At 25.9% G+C, this 18,522-nt stretch carries 15 protein-coding genes and 1 pseudogene; 6 read left to right on the plus strand and 10 right to left on the minus strand.

Features of this window, described 5'->3' with window-relative positions; all coding sequences use genetic code 11:
- Positions 1 to 19: 19 nt before the first annotated feature.
- Entirely contained in the window at positions 20 to 721 is a 702-nt protein-coding gene (locus ALANTH_RS04320) for an alpha/beta fold hydrolase (RefSeq protein ID WP_029888361.1), read from the minus strand.
- A gap of 138 nt (positions 722 to 859) precedes the next feature.
- Between ALANTH_RS04320 and ALANTH_RS04325 the strand changes: the two genes are divergently transcribed.
- The gene (locus ALANTH_RS04325; RefSeq protein ID WP_026807985.1) at positions 860 to 1,054 is read left to right on the plus strand and encodes a YgaP-like transmembrane domain; all 195 of its coding nucleotides are present in this window, start codon (positions 860 to 862) and stop codon (positions 1,052 to 1,054) included.
- A gap of 8 nt (positions 1,055 to 1,062) precedes the next feature.
- Here ALANTH_RS04325 and ALANTH_RS04330 read toward each other — a convergent pair whose 3' ends face one another.
- Positions 1,063 to 2,361, minus strand: coding sequence for a M99 family carboxypeptidase catalytic domain-containing protein (locus ALANTH_RS04330; protein WP_026807984.1), 1,299 nt, complete (start codon positions 2,359 to 2,361; stop codon positions 1,063 to 1,065).
- Positions 2,362 to 2,522: 161 nt separating this feature from the next.
- On the opposite strand from ALANTH_RS04330, the gene ALANTH_RS04335 reads away from it, so the two are divergent.
- Positions 2,523 to 4,223: a protein adenylyltransferase SelO gene (locus tag ALANTH_RS04335; RefSeq protein WP_029888360.1), complete on the plus strand. Its 1,701-nt coding sequence runs from the start codon at positions 2,523 to 2,525 to the stop codon at positions 4,221 to 4,223.
- Between the two features lie 41 nt (positions 4,224 to 4,264).
- Here ALANTH_RS04335 and ALANTH_RS04340 read toward each other — a convergent pair whose 3' ends face one another.
- The 5 genes and pseudogenes from ALANTH_RS04340 to nadB all read right to left on the minus strand — a co-directional run bounded on the left by ALANTH_RS04340 (position 4,265) and on the right by nadB (position 9,000).
- Entirely contained in the window at positions 4,265 to 4,672 is a 408-nt protein-coding gene (locus ALANTH_RS04340; protein ID WP_051583665.1) for a DUF5412 family protein, read from the minus strand.
- Between the two features lie 24 nt (positions 4,673 to 4,696).
- Positions 4,697 to 5,026, minus strand: coding sequence for a hypothetical protein (locus tag ALANTH_RS11415; protein ID WP_026807982.1), 330 nt, complete (start codon positions 5,024 to 5,026; stop codon positions 4,697 to 4,699).
- Between the two features lie 147 nt (positions 5,027 to 5,173).
- A pseudogene (locus ALANTH_RS11535) lies at positions 5,174 to 5,437 on the minus strand (lysozyme inhibitor LprI family protein); the annotation flags it as partial.
- A gap of 521 nt (positions 5,438 to 5,958) precedes the next feature.
- A complete protein-coding gene (gene guaA, locus ALANTH_RS04350) occupies positions 5,959 to 7,494 on the minus strand; it encodes a glutamine-hydrolyzing GMP synthase (protein WP_026807980.1) in 1,536 nt (511 codons plus the stop codon).
- A gap of 57 nt (positions 7,495 to 7,551) precedes the next feature.
- Positions 7,552 to 9,000: an L-aspartate oxidase gene (gene nadB, locus ALANTH_RS04355; protein WP_026807979.1), complete on the minus strand. Its 1,449-nt coding sequence runs from the start codon at positions 8,998 to 9,000 to the stop codon at positions 7,552 to 7,554.
- A gap of 98 nt (positions 9,001 to 9,098) precedes the next feature.
- Here nadB and ALANTH_RS04360 point away from each other — a divergent pair, with 98 nt between their 5' ends.
- The gene (locus tag ALANTH_RS04360) at positions 9,099 to 9,518 is read left to right on the plus strand and encodes a hypothetical protein (RefSeq protein WP_026807978.1); all 420 of its coding nucleotides are present in this window, start codon (positions 9,099 to 9,101) and stop codon (positions 9,516 to 9,518) included.
- Here ALANTH_RS04360 and ALANTH_RS04365 read toward each other — a convergent pair.
- On the minus strand, positions 9,502 to 10,095 hold the full coding sequence (locus ALANTH_RS04365; RefSeq protein ID WP_026803595.1) for a M48 family metallopeptidase: 594 nt from the start codon (positions 10,093 to 10,095) through the stop codon (positions 9,502 to 9,504). The genes ALANTH_RS04360 and ALANTH_RS04365 overlap by 17 nt on opposite strands.
- Positions 10,096 to 10,176: 81 nt before the next feature.
- Between ALANTH_RS04365 and ALANTH_RS04370 the strand changes: the two genes are divergently transcribed.
- The 3 genes from ALANTH_RS04370 to ALANTH_RS04380 are packed head-to-tail and all read left to right on the plus strand — an operon-like array spanning position 10,177 to position 15,880.
- Positions 10,177 to 11,343, plus strand: a complete 1,167-nt coding sequence (locus ALANTH_RS04370) for a pyridoxal phosphate-dependent aminotransferase (protein ID WP_026803596.1) — start codon at positions 10,177 to 10,179, stop codon at positions 11,341 to 11,343.
- 57 nt (positions 11,344 to 11,400) lie between these two features.
- Positions 11,401 to 13,728 carry an HD domain-containing phosphohydrolase gene (locus ALANTH_RS04375; RefSeq protein ID WP_026807977.1) on the plus strand — a complete coding sequence of 776 codons (2,328 nt, stop codon included), beginning with the start codon at positions 11,401 to 11,403 and terminating at the stop codon, positions 13,726 to 13,728.
- Entirely contained in the window at positions 13,721 to 15,880 is a 2,160-nt protein-coding gene (locus ALANTH_RS04380; protein WP_029888358.1) for a CHASE2 domain-containing protein, read from the plus strand. The genes ALANTH_RS04375 and ALANTH_RS04380 overlap by 8 nt, the downstream gene beginning before the upstream one ends.
- Before the next feature lie 4 nt (positions 15,881 to 15,884).
- Here the strand turns inward: ALANTH_RS04380 and ALANTH_RS04385 are convergent, their stop codons facing one another.
- Positions 15,885 to 17,198, minus strand: a complete 1,314-nt coding sequence (locus ALANTH_RS04385; RefSeq protein ID WP_029888357.1) for a tetratricopeptide repeat protein — start codon at positions 17,196 to 17,198, stop codon at positions 15,885 to 15,887.
- 14 nt (positions 17,199 to 17,212) lie between these two features.
- Entirely contained in the window at positions 17,213 to 18,481 is a 1,269-nt protein-coding gene (locus tag ALANTH_RS04390) for a FecR family protein (protein WP_051678405.1), read from the minus strand.
- Between the last annotated feature and the right edge of the window lie 41 nt (positions 18,482 to 18,522).

Below are 18,522 nucleotides of genomic sequence, written 5' to 3' on the forward strand. Positions count from 1 at the left end.
TGCTTTATAAAAATAATACTTATTCTTCTATCCATTTTGAGATGTGCTTTGCTAAATCTTCTGGAAACTCTAAAGGTATATTATGGCTTGTTCCAAATCTTTTTAATAGATTTATATTGTGTTTCTCATTTTCTAGCTTTTTTAAGCTTATTTGATCTAATAACCTATCATCATTACTATAAAACATATAGATTGGAATATTTAAATTTCTTAAATTTTCAAATAAATCAATTCTATTAAAAGTACTTGCTAGTTGAGTTAAAAATACTTCTTTACCTAAATCATTAAACATATCTATAATAGTTTGAAGTAAATCATCATCATTTTGATTTTGAACTTCCACTAAACTAATAGCTTTTTTTCTATCTAATCCAAATTCATCAGAGTTTTTAAAAGCTTCTATTTTTAACTCTCTTCTTGCTAATTCTTCTTTTGAAGTAGTTCCTGGAGTTGCTGAAACTGTAAACAATCTAGCAACTTTATTTGGAAATTTACAAGTAAAATATGAAGCTATATAACCTCCTAATGAAAATCCTAAAATATTTATTTTCTCTTCTTTAAATTCTTTATTTAATATATTTACAATTTCATCAAAATCTGTAGAATTTGGAATAGCTGTATGAACTATATCAAACTTATTTTCCAAAAGTGGTATTACTCTTTTCCAAAGTCTAATATCAGTCATAAGTCCTGGAATAAAATATATTTTTTCTTTTTTCATACTCTCTCCTTTTATAAAAGTTCTATTCTATATAAACTCATCTTATAAGTCTATATATGAGTTTATTATAATAAGTTTTACTTATTTATATTAAATTAAGTTATCTTATATAATAATTTCAAAAATAAGGAGTTCAATATGAATAAATTTGATAAAATTAGAGCATTTTGTAGACCATTTAGAGTAATTTTAGGAATTGTTTTAATTGCAGTTGGTTTTTTTACAGGGATTATATGGTTTTATTTAGGGATTATTCCGTTAGTTGTGGGGCTTATAGATTTTTGTCCAGTATGTATTATAAGTAAAAAATGTACACCAAAATTTAAAGAGTAAGTAAAATCTTACTCTTTAAATTTTATAATAATCATTCCACTAAAGTTATTACCATCGTAGAATTCAACTCTATAAGTTTGTTTATTGTTGTCTATAGAAAAACTGTCAACTATATCTGATCTTTTTAATAAAATTTCATCTTCACTATCAATTCCATGTTTACTAAATCCTATAACATTTACTCTAAAATTACTTTTTAATATTTTAAAATTATTTTTTACTTCAATAGTATTTGTAAATTTAGTATCAACTATTTCACCATCAACTTCAACTTTTATATCTTCATTTGAACTTTTTAAATCAAAATATTGTGGAGAAAGTGTAGTAACTAGTATATTGCCTACATAAATATGATATGAGCCATTTACAAATTTTACATTTGCTAAAGAGTGTTCAAATTCAAGATTATTGTCATTTTTCTTCATAGGAACAAATCTTAGAATTTTTCTAATATCATTTAAATCAAGTTTTATATTGTTATTAATATTTACTGTTCCAAAATCAAAAATTAGTTTTTTTACTTCTTCATAGTTATTTAAATCAAAATTTCTCTCAAATTCTATATCCATAATATTCATGAATTCTTCAATAGATTTTAGTTGATAAACTACTTTTTCTGTCAAATCAGTGATATTTTTACTTGTTTCTATAGCAAATGCTGGTTTATTATTTGTAACTGCAAAAAAAGTCAAAGATAGTTGTTGTTGTTCATCTTTGTATTGTGTTTCAGTATTTTTAACACCAAAATAGTGATAATCTTTAAAAAGTTTATTATCATTTAGTCTTGATATAACAGTTGAAGCTATCTCATCTAAGTTTCCAAATTTTTCTAATGAATGTATCTTTTCTTGATCAATTATTGTAGCTTGTCCCCATGCTCTTGGATTGAAGATTGCATTTTCATAAGTTTGTCTATAAAACCCATGCCCATCGTGTAAATTTAATACTAAATCAACTTGCTTATCTAAGATTAAATCTTTTATTTTTTGAACATTTTTTAAGTCAGGATCATCTTGTGAAATTGTACTAAACTTTCTATTCATATCTTTATAGATACCTCTTTGATTTGCAATCATACTATCTATGTTTACACTAGGTGCTATCCAAAGACTACCTTTTTTTATATTGTAATATTTTTCTAAAAATGCAGGTGCAAAGTAACCACCTGGTTCATCACCATGAATTCCCCCAATTATTAAAAGAGTGTGATTTTTATCAGTTCCTTCTTTTTTATAAAGAGTAAAATCTTTATTACTTACAGCATAAATATTTGATATTAAAAATAGAATAATAAAAAGAAATCTCATATTCCTCCTAAACGTTTATAGAGTTATTTAAAAATGGTTTGTATAATATCAAAATAGTTTTTAGATATGAATTAAGATTATAGTATATTTAGTTTCTATATTTAAGTACAAATTCACTATATTAAAATCTTAATAAATAAAAAATATGGATAAATATAATAATGAATAAAAATAATAAAAAAACTATAGAAACATTTGATGAACTTAGTAATTTAAGTGATTACTCTTTTGTAAATAAACTAAATAGTGATCCTGATGCAAAATATAATGAAGATAATAAATTTCCAAGAGAAGTTTTTAGTGGACATTATGTTCCTGTAAGTCCAACTGCTATAAAAGACCCAATATATATTTCTCACAGCATTAATTTTTTTAAAGAATTAGGTTTTAGTGAAGAATTAATAAATTCTGATGATTTTATCAAACTATTTTCAGGTGATATGGAAAATATTTCTAATTTAAAGCAAAATAAGGGGTGGGCAACTGGATATGCTCTTTCTATTTATGGAACAGAATACTATGCACAATGCCCTTTTAAAACAGGAAATGGATATGGTGATGGTAGAGCTATTTCAGTTTTTGAAGCAGTTATAAATGAAAAAAGATGGGAATTTCAACTAAAAGGTGCAGGAAGAACACCATACTGTAGAGGTGCTGATGGAAGAGCAGTTTTAAGATCAAGTGTAAGAGAGTTTTTAGCTCAAGAACACATGCACGCACTTGGAGTTCCAACATCAAGGTCTTTAACTTTATTTACATCTAAAAAAGAGCAAGTAACTAGACCTTGGTTTATGGATAATTCGTATTCAAAAGACCCTGAAGTTATGATAGAAGAAGATGTTGCAATTACAACAAGAGTTGCATCTTCATTTTTGCGTGTTGGACAAATAGAACTTTTTGGAAGACGAGCTAGAAAAAATGAACATAGAAATGCTTTAAAAGAGTTAGAAATGATTGTTTTGTATTTGATTGAAAGAGAATATGCTGAAGAAATCAATCAAGATTTAAGCTTGGAAGAAAAGATAATATTGCTTGCAAAAGAGTTTCAAAATCGTCTTACTTCACTAGTAGCTAACTGGATAAGAGTTGGATATTGTCAAGGAAATTTTAACAGTGATAATTGTGCATCTGGTGGTTTTACTCTTGATTATGGACCATTTGGATTTATAGAGATGTTTGAGCCAAAATATCAATCTTGGACTGGTGGAGGAATGCACTTTTCATTTTTCAATCAGCCAGTTGCTGCACAAAAAAACTTTAAATCATTTTGTAGTGCTTTAAAACCACTACTTAGTTCAAATAAAGAAGCTTTAGAAGAACTTGAAAAAATAGAAAATAACTTTAGCAAAGTTATGCAAGAAAAAATACAAAATATGTGGGCTAGTAAACTTGGACTTAATAAGTTTGATATTGAGTTGTTTGAAGAACTTATAAATCTTATGATAGATACTAAAGTTGACTATACTATATTTTTTAGAGAGTTAACAAATATTCCTGATGATATTAGTAACCTTGAAAAAAGCTTTTATGAAAATTTGAAAGATGAAAATATCAAAATAAGATGGAATAGTTGGTTAGAAAAGTGGAAATCACAAATAAATGTAAATGATGAAGAATCAAAACAAAAACTTTCAAAGCAAATGAAACTTATAAATCCAAAATATACTTTAAGAGAATGGCATCTAGTTTTGGCATACCAAGAAGCACAAAATGGAAATTATCAACCAGTAAATGAACTACAAGAGATAATGACAAAACCATACGAAGAACAAACTAAAGAGATAGAAGAGAAATATTATACAAAAAAACCAACAGATTTTTTTGGAATAGCTGGTATTTCACATGTTAGTTGTTCGTCGTAGGTATTCCCAATCTAGAGCTTGGGAACGAAAAAAATTAAGATTTATTCATAAATTATTTTTATCGGATTTAGCCAACCAAATTCATTTTTTGTTTTAATTTCTTTTCCATTTATTTTATGATGAATTATTATATTTTTATTGTCTATCCAAGTTATATTAGGTGCGACTTCAGCAGGGCGTCCTCTTATAGAAAGAATACTTTCATCTTTATTATCAAGTTGTTTATCATAATCTAAGATAGAAATATGTGTACTCCAAGTTGTTGTTGCTCCACAATCTCTTTCATATATGACTACTTTTTTAGTTTTATCAGGAGAAAAATATTCTTTAAAAATGGAATTTGCACATAAATCAGGTATATTATTTAAAACCAAATATACAATACCAAAAAATGCAACAATTATAAATCCAAATATAATTACTATTATTTTAAATATTTTTTTTATCATTTTGTACTTTCAATTTAAGTAAATTTAGCCACCATAACAATTTTGTTCTAAAAATTTTATAAGCTCAAATTCATTTTCTATAATCGGCTCTTCAATTCCAAATACACTTGCCATATTATAACAAGCAAATACTTTTACCTCTTTTTCTTCTTTTTTTGCAGTGCATATAGCACCATATCCAACATTTATTGTTCCAGCTTTTGTCCACCACTTAACATTACACTCTTTTAAATCATATTGGGAAGTACTCTTAAATATTTCTTTAAAACTTTCTGTTTCTCGTACATAGCTAAATTTTTTTGCATAATCTAAATAACTTTCAAAACTTTCATTAAACCCTTTTATAAATTCCAAATGACTTTTCTCTTTAAAAAAAGGTTTTTCCTTATAAAATAGGGCATAATCGTAGAATTTATCTTCTTTAATTAATAAATTGCCTAAATAATCTATCCTTTCTAAATAATTTTTTTCGATACAACCTATTGTTTTACAATCATCTCTTTTTTTTAACCACTTTTTTTGACTTTGTTTTAAATGATTATTTAGATTTAATTCATAAGCTTTTTTATAGAGTTTTGCAAGAGTGTTATCAAGTAAAGATAATTTTTCATCAGCACATATATAGCTTTTTACTGTTTCTTTTTTTATATCTGAGCAATCAAAACTTGGATTAAATTGTTCATTTGCAATTAAAATATTAAAAAGGATAAATAATTTAATTAATATAAATTTTTTTATAGCATATCCCTCTATTTTTTGATTTATTTATAAAATTTTAACATAATAAATGAAGATAAAAAAGAGAATAAAATCCATAAAATAATAAATAATGTTAAACTCTTTGATAATTCAATAAAGTACACAATAAAATAGCAAATAAAACTAATTAAAAGGGAAATTATTATTAAACTTTTAATATTGTTTTTTGTTAAATTATAATTTTTATTTATTATAAAATATGCAAATGATATTGATATTGCAGAAATTAAAGAACCTATTGCATTAATCATTAGTGAAAGCATAAATGTACCAATACAACCAAATTTTGGATCACACTTTCCAAAAATAAAAAACAAAATAGCATAATACAGAGATATTGGAATTAAAATTGTAAAAAAACAAAGAAAGAAGACTTTTATAAAATTCATTAAATTCTCCAATAGAGCTTTAGATTTTTGTTTTAGGCGAAGAGTTTAAAAATTAGCAAGGAAGTTTACTTTTTGTAAACGACTGAAGCTAATTTTTATAAAACGATGAAGTATCAAGCAAAAAGATAATGCTCTATTTTATTCCCACTCAATAGTTGCTGGCGGTTTTGATGAAATATCATAAACTACTCTATTGATTCCATCAACTTCATTTATTATTCTTCTTGAAATAGTTTCAAGTATATCATGCGGAATATGTGCAAAAGTTGCTGTCATACCATCTGTTGCATCTACTATTCTTACACAAACTGTATTATCATAAGTTCTATTGTCTCCCATAACACCAACAGATTTTACATTTAGTAAAACTGTAAATGCTTGCCAAGTTTTTTCATAGTAACCAGTTGAATGTAAAACATCTAGTAATATAACATCAGCACGTCTTAGTAAATCTAAATCAGGTTTATTTACATCTCCCATAACTCTTATAGCAAGTCCAGGACCAGGGAATGGATGTCTGTTTATCATATTTCTTGGAAGTCCAAGCTCAAGACCAAGTTCTCTAACTTCATCTTTAAAAATCTCTCTTAAAGGTTCAACAAGTTCAAATTTCATCCAATCTGGAAGCCCACCAACATTGTGGTGAGATTTTATAGTCTTACTTGGACCTTTAACTGAAACAGATTCTATAACGTCTGTATATAAAGTTCCTTGTGCTAAGAACTCAACTCCAGAGTGCTTTTTAGCTTCTTTATCAAATACTTCAATAAATGTTTCTCCAATAATTTTTCTTTTTCTTTCAGGATCAGTAACACCTGTAAGTTTTGTTAAAAATTGCTCACTTGCATCAACTGTTATTAAATCTATTCCTCTTGATTTGAAGATAGTTTCAACTTGTTCTCTTTCATTTGCTCTTAAAAGACCATTATCAACAAATACTGGAATTACTTGATTTCCAATAGCTTCAAATAAAAGTGTTGCTACAACAGAACTATCAACTCCACCTGAAACAGCACATAAAACTTTTTTATTTCCAACTTTATCTTGGATTTGTTTTATTTGCTCTTTTGCAAAACTTCCCATATTCCAAGTACTTTCGCAACCACAAATATATTTTGCAAAGTTTTTTAGAAGTTTGCTTCCTTCTTCAGAGTGATAAACTTCTGGATGAAACTGGAAAGCATAAATATTTCTATTTGTATCTGCTATTGCTGCATAAGGAGAGTTTTCACTTGTTGCTATTTTTTCAAAACCTTGTGGAATTGATTCAACTCTATCTCCATGACTCATCCAAACTGTTTGCCCATTTGGAGTATCTTTAAATATTGGATTTTCTCCAACAAAATCTAATTTAGCTTTTCCATATTCGTGGCTTGATGCTGGAACTACACTTCCTCCAAAATGTTGAGCAATTAGTTGCATACCATAACAAATTCCTAAAATAGGTAAACCTAAATCAAAAATTGTAGTATCAGGATGATAAGAATCAACAGCATAAACTGAAGCTGGACCACCTGAAAGGATAATTCCTTTTGGAGTTCTTGCCATAATTTCACCAATTGGCTCACTATAAGGAACAATTTCAGAGTAAACTCCACTTTCTCTTAGCTTCCTAGCAATAATTTGTGTGTATTGACTACCGAAATCTAACACTACTATTGGTACATGTTTCATATAAATTTAACCTTTCTTTTACACTTTTTAATCGTGTATTTTATCTAAAAACTCTTTTTAATCTTCTTTTATAAAATGTGCACCTAATGATTTTTCTCTTTTTATTGCAGATTTTAAAACCTCTTTTGCACATAAAAGTCTTAAATATACAAGTCTACCAATATCTTTTTTCAAGAATTCTTCAATTTGCTCTAAGCCTTGTTTTAACTCAGATTTTTCTCTTACAATTCCAGCACAATTCCACATGATTTTTCTTAAACCATCTTTGATTTCTTTATCAATTTCAGTAGTTCTTGTATAATTTAGAATTTCTTTATCAAAATTTTTTATATCTATTTTAAAGTTTTCTTTTAAAGAATTTTCAACTGCTAGTTTTGAAAAAACCAATCCTTCTAATAGAGAATTTGAAGCTAATCTATTTGCTCCATGAACTCCAGTACAAGCAACTTCACCTATTGCATAAAGATTTTTAAAGCCTTTTATTAAGCCATTTTGTTCTGTTTGTATTCCTCCCATAGCATAATGGAAAGCTGGACTTATTGGAACTTTTTCAAAAGGTAAGTCATATCCTAAATCTTTTATATTTTCATATATATTGGGGAATCTTTGTTTAAATGCTCTTTTTTCAAATTTTTCAAATGATAAATATACTTTTAAACCTGTTTTTTTATGATAATCAAATATTGAACGACTTACTATATCTCGTGGTGCTAGTTCTCCATCTTTATGATAATTAAATAGAAATCTTTTATTATTTTCATCAACTATAAAAGCACCTTCTCCTCTTAAAGCTTCACTTAAAAGAGGTTTTCGTGCAAATGTTGTACCTTTTAAAACTGTTGGATGAAACTGTGTCATCTCCATATCTTTTAATGGAAGATTTTTTAAGACAGCTAATCCTTGCATTTCTCCTGCATTTGCAGTTGAATTTGTATGGTATTTATAAATTGAACCAAACCCACCACTTGCTATTATAGTATTATGTGCAAATAATACTTTTTGTTCATTTTTTATAAAGTATTGAACTCCATAACAAATATCATCTTTTATTAATAAATCACAAGCTACAGCAGAAGTTATAATTTCATGAGGACAGTGTTCAAGTAAGAAAAGATGTATCTCTCTTCCTGTTGCATCTCCACAAGCATGTAAAATTCTATTTCTACTATGAGCAGCTTCTTTTGTATATGCTAAAGAACCATCTGTATTTAAATCAAATTTCATTCCAGCATTTATAAGCTCTTTTATTGCTGGTATTGATGCACTACTTAGAAGTTCAACTGCATTTTTATCATTGTAATTTGCACCAGCTTCAAGTGTATCTTTTATGTGCATAGGAATATCACTTTCATCAACAGCACTAGCTATTCCACCTTGAGCCCAAAATGTATTTGAATTCCAAGTTGACATTTTACAAAGAATTAAAACTCTTTTATCTTTTGGGATTAATCGTGCAGCATTTAAACCAGCAATTCCTGCTCCAATAATTATATAATCATAAATCATTGTTGTTTTGTTTCTTGTTTATCATTTGGAGAATAAACTGGATCAGCTTTATAACCACAACCACTAAAACTAAATAAAACTCCTGCTATAATTAGCGAATGAAAAAAATTAATGAAATACTTACTCATATCCAGAATACTCCTAGTTTTGATAAAATTAACACCTTTTTAGAAATAAAAAGATTTGTAAATATACTACCTTTAAAATTAAAAAGTGGAATAAAATTTGCATATGTAAAAAATGATACACTTATTTTTGTATTAACTCATCAGGTATTTAAAGTAGAATTTGAATATGCAAAAAGAGATATCTTATCACTTTTAAAATCTTCAAATTTGAATAATATTACTCAGATATCATTTTTTGTATCAAATAGTGTAGAAAGAACAAAAAAAAGTGTTAATGAAAGTAGTGAAAAATATGATGAAAGAGCTTTTGGAATATTTGAAAATAAAGCTTTAGATGAAAAACTTTTTAAAAAATTTGAAGATATAAGAATTATTATAAAAGAGTCTTAAATATCTTTTCTATCTCTTTGTAATTTGGAGAATATTTTTCTACTAAATTCCAAAAATCTCTAGAATGATTTTTATGTTTTATATGCGCTAACTCATGAACGACTATATATTCAGCTATAAAAAGTGGATACTTCATAAGTAAAATATTAAAATTTAATTCATTTTTATAATTACAAGAACCCCAAGTTCGTTTATTTTTTCTGTAAGATATTTTTGTAGGATATAGTTGCATAATATTTGAATACTTTTCAACTAAGCTAGGAATATGTTTTTGTATCTCATTTTTATAGAAAATATCAAGATTCTTTATATTGAAATTGTCTATTTTTTCTTTTTTACCAAACAATAAAAATTCATCTTCACTTAAGGATTTTTCTTTTACTTTTTGTAGATTTTCTTCTAACCATTTTTTTCTATTTTGTACTAGGATTTTTGCATCATTTAAAGTAAAATATCTATTTGCTTTAATTTGTATAAGATTTTGTTTTAAAATTCTTAAATAACAGTGCTTAATATTATTTCTATTTTCTAGTTCGACTTTTACTATAGTGTTATTTATCTCTATTTCAAAATCCATTCAAAACCTTTAAGTAAAAATTCGATAAAATCCAATGATTATACCACAAGTGTAATGATAATTTAATTGAGGAAAACTATTATGAAAATTGCAAATAGAATGGAGAAATTATCTCCTTCACTTACTTTGTCAATAACAGCTTTAGCAAATGAGTTAAAAGCACAAGGTAAAGATATCTTAAGTTTTAGTGCAGGTGAACCTGATTTTGATACGCCACAAGTTGTAAAAGATGCAGCTATTAAGGCAATAAATGAAGGAAAAACAAAATATACCGCTGTTGAAGGTATAAAACCTACTAAACAAGCAATTATTAATAAGTTAAAAAAAGACCACAATTTAGATTATAAGTTAGAAGGGATTGTTATAAGTAATGGGGCAAAGCATTCACTTTTTAATCTTTGTCAAGCTTTAATTGATGATGGTGATGAGGTTATTATACCATCTCCTTATTGGGTTACTTATCCAGAATTAGTTATATATTCAGGTGGTAAACCTATTTTTATAGAAACAGATGAATCAACTGAATTTAAAATAACGGCTGATCAATTAAAAGCTGCAATTACACCAAAAACAAAAATTTTAATGCTAAATTCTCCATCAAATCCAACTGGTTCAATTTACTCAAAAGAAGAATTATTAGAGATTGGTGAAGTTTTAAAAGGTACTAATATCATAATTTTATCTGATGAAATGTATGAAAAACTAATTTATAAAGGTAAAAAATTCACAGCAACAGCTCAAGTTAGTGAAGATATGTACAATAGAACTGTAACAATAAATGGATTAAGTAAATCTGTAGCTATGACAGGATGGAGATTTGGTTATGTCGCTTGTCCTGATCCAAAACTTGCAAAGGCTATGTCAAAACTTCAAGGACAAGCTACTTCAAATATTAACTCTATAACTCAATATGCGGCAATACCAGCTTTAGAAGGTGATGCAGATAAAGATATTGAGATGATGAGAGTTGAATTTGAAAAAAGAAAAGATTATGCAGTAAAAGCTATAAATGATATAAAAAATCTATCTTGTTATGATCCTGATGGTGCTTTTTATCTATTTATCAATATTAAAAAATTTAGTAATGACTCTATGAAGTTTTGTGCTGATTTGATGGAACAAACTGGAGTTGCACTTGTGCCTGGACTTGCTTTTGGTATGGAAGGATATGTAAGATTATCTTTTGCTACATCTATGGAAGCAATAGTTGATGGAATCAATAGAATTAAAGAGTTTGTAGAAAAATAATTTAAAACTATAGCCTTGTTTTGTTATAATATAATATAACAAAATAAGGAAAGTTTTATGAATTGTATTAAAGTATTAGGAAGTAGTGGAAGTAAATCAAAAAATAGTGGAACTACTTCATTTCAAATCTCTAAACATATAGTTATTGATGCTGGAAATATAATCAACTCATTAGAAAAAAACTCATTTCAAATAAATCATATTTTTTTAACTCATTCTCATTTAGATCATATTTCTGATATTCCTTTTATGTTAGATAATTATTTCGAAGATAGAGTTACTCCTCTTACAATATATGGTTCAGCTAAAACTTTGGAAGTTTTAAAAAATAGTATATTTAATAATCAAATTTGGCCAGATTTTTCAAATATAAAACTATTAAATAGTAATCAAAATAGCCTTATTTTTAAAGAGATAAAAGAAGATGAAGAAATTATTATTGATAAACATACAATTAAGCCAATTAATGCAAACCATATAGATGGTGCTTTTGGATTTATTGTTACAAGGGCTAAAAAAAGCTATTTAATAAGTGGAGATACTTTTATCAATGATAATATAGTTGAGTACCTAAATAATGATTTAAGTATAAAAGCACTTTTTATTGAATGTTCTTTTCCAAATAGATTACAAAAATTATCAGATATTAGCAGACATTTAACACCAAATAGTTTAAATAGCACTCTTATAAATTTGAAAAGAGATGATATTCAAATATATTTATATCACTTAAAATATGAATACATTACAGAGATAAAAGAGCAAATCCAAGAGTTAGGTATTTTAAAAAATGGTGGTAAAGTTTTAGAAGATGGGGATATAGTAGATATAAATAGTTTAAAAGTTACTTCTACTATTCAGGATATTGAAATATTTGATAGATTTATGGATATAAATTTAAAACTAGCAAGTGAACAAGATAAAGAGCAATTATATGAGATGATTTTAACTTTGATTAGAGATCTTACAAAAAGTGATGCAGGAACACTATATTTAATAAGTGAAGATAAAAAATATCTTGATTTTAAAGTAGTTCAAAATAATAGTCTAAATGTCTTTTTAGGAACAAAAGAACAAAAAATATCTTGGAACTCTCTACCTTTATATTTAGAAAATGGTAAACAAAATAGAGAAATGGTTGCTGTTGTTAGTGCTTTGGATAATAAGATAATAAATATTCAAGATGTTTACAACTCAACAGAGTATAATTTTGAAGGTACAAAAAAGTTTGATAACACTACAAACTACTGTTCAAAATCTATGTTGGTTATTCCTTTAGTAAATCATGAAAATGATGTAATAGGTGTAATTCAATTAATAAATAAAAATATAAAAGAGAAAAATAGCTTTTTCACTTCTGATGACGAAAAAATCTTAAAAGCTTTATCTTTTCAAGCAGCAATGGCTTTAACAAATACAAGATTGATTGCTAGTTTGGAAGAGTTTTTAGAAGCATTTGTAAGTGCTATTGCAAATGCTATTGATGCAAAATCAAGACATACTTCTACTCATATTACAAAGATGTCAAAGTTAGCTCCATTAATTGCAAAATCAATAAGTGCTGATGATACAATATATAAAAATACTGTTTATTCAAAAAATGATTTAAAAGAGATAGAACTAGCTGCCAAGCTTCATGATGTTGGAAAAATCTCTATTCCTGAATGGGTAATTGACAAATCAACAAAACTTCAAAAATTACTAGATGGTTTTGAATTAATTAAATTAAGAGTTGAAGTAATAAAAAGAGATTTAAAAATAGAGTTCTTAGAAGACAAAATAAGTAAAGAAGAGTATCAAACTAAACTAAAGGCTATTGAAGATGATTTAGATTTTATAAATACATCAAATAAAGGTGGAGAGTTTATGAGTGATGAAAGTATAAAAAGAGTTGAAAAATTATCTTCATATATCTATATTTTAAACAATCAAGAAGAAAAACTTTTAAATGCAGATGAGATATATAACTTATCTATTAGAAAAGGAACTTTAACTTTAGAAGAGAAAGATATTATGAACTCTCATGCAAAACTATCTTATGATATGTTAAGTGCTTTGCCTTTTCCTAAAAAATACTCAAATATTACACACATAGCTATAAATCACCATGAAAAATTAAATGGAAAAGGTTATCCAAGAGGTTTAAGTTCAGAAGATTTGGTATTAGAAGATAGGATTCTAATCTTAGCAGATATTTTTGAAGCATTAACTTCTATTGATAGACCATATAAAGGAATAAAAAAATTAAGTGAAGTATTTAAAATATTAGATTTTATGGTAAAAGATGGTGAAATAGATGGGGATTTACTAGAGTTCTTTAAAAATAGTAATGCTTTAAAAGAGTATTGTAAAACAGAACTTTTACAAGAGCAGTTAGATGTTTAAAATAAATTTTATAAAATTCTTTATTTACTCTTCTTTATCTCTTTTTGTATCAGTTTTCTTAACTTTTATATATATTTTTTTTCCAAATTTACTGGACTCTTTTGATAATAGGATAAGAGATTCATACTTTTTATTTAGAGGAGAGATACCTACTAGCCAAAATGTAGTAATAATAGATATAGATGAAGCTTCTATAAAAGCTTTTGGTCAATGGCCTTGGAGTAGAGATAAATTATCAAAGATTATAGAAAATCTAACTTTATCAAATATTTCTGTTGTTGGAATGGATATTGTTTTTGCAGAAGAGGATAGAACTTCCCCAATAAAAATAGCTAAAAAACTAAATATTAATGCTACTTTAGAAGATTATGATTTAGAGTTTTCAAAAACTATAGAAAATTCACCTGTTATTTTAGGATATAGTTTTGATTTATTAAATAATAGTAGTAAACAAGAGCCATCAATTCCAGCAGTTTTTGTTGAAAAGAATAGACAAAATGATGAAAATTTTATAATAGAAGCAAAGGGTACCGTTTTAAATCTTCCAATCTTACAAAATAGTGCATATTCAAGTGGCTTTTTTAATATTATTCCAGATGAGAGTGGAGTTATACGAAGTGTGCCACTTTTTATATCTTTTGATGATATTTTGTATCCATCTTTAGCCTTAGAGATGATTAGAGTTTTAAATGATACTCAAAGAGTTTTTATAAATTATGATGAAAATGGTGTTTCTAATATAGTTCTAGATGATATTGTAATACCAACAGATAGATTTGGAAGAATGTTTATAAACTATCGTGGGGCTGAGAAGAGTTTTAAATATTTTAGTGCAAAAGATATATATGAAAATAACTTTAATATTGAAGATATAGAGAATAAAATAGCACTTTTTGGAACGAGCGCAGCTGGATTGTTTGATTTGAGAGCAACACCTTTTGAGTCTGTTTTTCCTGGTGTTGAGGTACATGCAAATATTATAGATAATATTTTGGAAGGTGATTTTATACATAAAGCTTCATATTTAGATGGTGTAAATATTGTTTTAATATTTTTATTATCTTTTCTTATTGTTATTTTTATAACCTATAGTCATTTTTATCTAAAACCTATTGTATTTTTTATATTTATATTTTCTTTTTTAGTAGCAAGTTACAAGCTTCTTTTTAATTTTGGAGTTGCTATAAATATAGTATTTCCTTTTCTAGCCATAGTTTTTGGTGCTATTTTATCTTTGATTTTTGACTATTTTTACAATATAAGAAGTGAAAAAGCTGTAAAAGCAAAGTTTGCTTCAAAAGTTTCAAAAAGTGTTATGGAAGATATTTTAAAAAATAGTAATAAAGATGAGTTTAGTGCTAAAAATAAAGAAGTTACTATATTTTTTAGTGATATTAGAGGTTTTACAAATATTTCAGAACAACTTAATGCAAAAGATTTAATAAAGTTTTTAAATAGATATATGGAGCCTATGAGTGAGATTATTATTAAATATCAAGGAACAATAGATAAATTTATCGGAGATGCTATTATGGCATATTGGAATGCTCCAATAGATATAAAAAATCATGCTGATATGGCTCTAAAAGCTTCACTAGAACAACTAAAAGAATTAGAAAAACTAAATCTTGAACTAAAAAAAGAGAATTTACCACAAATTGATATAGGAATAGGACTAAATACTGGAGAAGTAATTGTAGGTGAAATGGGAAGTAGTTTACGAAGTGATTATACTGTTATTGGAGACAGTATAAATTTAGGAAGTAGGGTTGAAAGTTTATGTAAATATTATGGTTCAAAGTTAAATATTACAAACTTTACAAAAGATAAATTAAAAGAAGAATATACACTTAGGTTTTTAGATTTTGTAATGGTAAAAGGGAAAAATGAGCCAGTTGAAATTTGGCAAGTTTTAGGATATAAAGATATAAATTATGATTTAAAAGATGAATTAGAACTTTATCATAGAGCTATAGATTTATATAAAAATTCAGATTTCGTAGAAGCTTTGGAAATTTTCAAAAAATTAGAGAATATAAATAGTAAAATAAGTAAAAAAATATATAAAATATATATTCAAAGATGTGAAGAATTTATTAAAACTCCACCAAAAAACTTTGATGGAGTTTATGAACATAGTACAAAATCTTAAAAAATTAAAATGAGTAGTAAATATTTGATTTTACTACATATTTATCATATTCATAAATATTTTGATTTGATTGGTTATTTATATATCTAAAATTTGCTCCAATAGATAAGTTTTTATTTATAGAGTGAAGAATTCCTAAGTCATAAATTATCTTATCATTTTGTCTTTTGTCTTTATAGAGAAGTGGCTCATTCTCTTTATAAATATCTTTGTATAGTTCAATACCATTTATTAAAATAGTATTTTTTGTAAGTGGATACATATTATCATATTTTAGACTTATGAAGTCCTTATCTACATTATAGTGTTTTCCATCATCTTTATCATCTGTTCCAAAATTTAAGCTAAAGCTATTCATACCAAAATTTTGTGTAAGTAATACAAGTGTATTTTGTAACTCATAGTAAGTAGAATCTCTAAATTCATACTGATTTTGTTTAAAATCTTTTTTTATAATTTTTATTTTTGATTTATATAATAAATTTGCATCAATTTGATAATCAAAAGATGGAGTTAAAATATAATTACTTAAATATGAGCTATTATCCAACCAAACATAGTTATAATCAAAAGCTAAAGATAATTTTGATTTTTGTGAATAATATGAAAGTGCTGTTCCAAAAACTACTAAACTTAAATCATTGTATTTTTCATGATTATATTTTTGCATATAACCAGAAAACTTATTGTTTAATGTTAAATTATCTTTTATTTTATAAGTGTGATTTAAAGATAAAATATATTCACTAACCTGATCACTTTTTTTATCTTCAATACTTAAAGGGATATTCCCCCAATATACAAGATCATCATTTGAATTATTATTTACATTAGAATCAAACCCATATCCAAAGCTTAAAGTTGTTTTTATAAAGTTTTTCTGAGATTTGTTATTAAGTGAATTTAGAGTTAATTCTATATTTTTTTTAACATTTTCAGGTAAAGTTGGCTCTTTTAAAACTTCTTCATATAAAATTCTTGCTTCTTCATATTGTTTTAGTTGAAAATATGTTTGAGCAAGTTCTAGTTTTATTCTATTATTCTTTGGGTTTTCTTTTAGCATATTTTTATATAAAGATAAAGCTTCTGAAAATTTACCTATTTCATAAGCACTTCTTGCAAGTATAAAAGTTGTATCAGATGAAAGCTTATTTTCTTTTGTATATTGTTGAAGTAATATATAACTATCTTGAAATAGCCTATTTTGATAACTTTCAATAGCTTTTTGGAAATGTTCATTTGAATAATTTTCATTTGCTAAAAGAATATTACTTAAGATAAAAAGATAAGGGAGTTTTTTTAATAATTTATTTTTCATATTTTTTCTTATTATTACTTTGATGCATCAAATGAACTATTGATTATATTGCCATTATCATCTATATCTATTGTTCCTAATACTTTATTCATTTCACTTCCATAGAAGTTCCCATTTACAATAGCACTAATACCACCAGAATAACCATATCCATCACCAGTAGTACTAAAACCATATGGTGTTACTTCTCCTCCAAAATTAGCTGTATATTGACCAATATTAAAATTCCCTTCTATGCTACTAATTCCTCCTCCTATAGATAAATTAAAACTTATATTACCTGTTGTATTTAATCCATATACTCCTCCACTAAAATTTAAATTAGTAATATCACTATTTTCTATTAATCCTTGAATATAATTTGAATCTGTCATTATAGAATTTGGATCAATTGGATTTGGATCAATTGGATTTGGATCAATTGGATTTGGATCAATTGGATTTGGATCAATTGGATTTGGATCAATTGGATTTGGATCAATTGGATTTGGATCAACTCTAATATCATTAATTTTATTTTGTAACACTTTATTTGTTTTTGCATTATTCTTTTCATCATTTAATGCTAATAAATTTGTATCCCAATCTCCCCAAGAGTTTTGGTCATCAAAATGCTCTTGAATATCTGTTTGTTCATTTAAAGCTAAAGGTGAACTTGGATTATTATTAAAATTATCAAGATTTATTTTATTTGGATTATTAGTATTTAACTTTTCTTCTATCTCATCTAAGATATTATTTTGAAGTGTTTGAGCATTACTTGGCTGTTGATTATCAAAAACATTTGTATATTTTCCTGCTAAAACATCAACTAAAATACCATTTGAGAATACTGTTATAGCACCTTGTGTACATATGATTCTATTTTCATCACCATAAAATTCTGTACCTCTAATTCCAATAGTTGCATTTTTTGTTTTTAATTTAAATTTTGTAGGATTTACTTTTCCAATTTGCCCAGTTATAGTATGAAAAGCACCTTTTGGAATACTAAATTCAGTTTTTGCACCATCTTTATCAGCATCTGAATAATAATAATCATCTATTTTTAAAATAGACTCTTTTCCTATAGTTACAATAGTATTATCAATAAAAGTTATTTTAACTTTTGAGTTGACTTTTGCCTCTATAATATCTTTATTTTTTATAATATCTCCAAAATTTAATTTAATAGAGTTATTATCTCTTTTTACAAAAGCTTCACCTTCTAATAAAGTAATATTTCCTATATTTGCAAATAGTATATTAGAAAATAAAAATAAAACAATAAATAATTTTTTCATAATTTTCCTAGCGGTATTTTTATGGAAAAATAACATAACTA

It is taken from the genome of Aliarcobacter lanthieri, assembly GCF_013201625.1.
GTDB classification, from domain to species: domain Bacteria; phylum Campylobacterota; class Campylobacteria; order Campylobacterales; family Arcobacteraceae; genus Aliarcobacter; species Aliarcobacter lanthieri.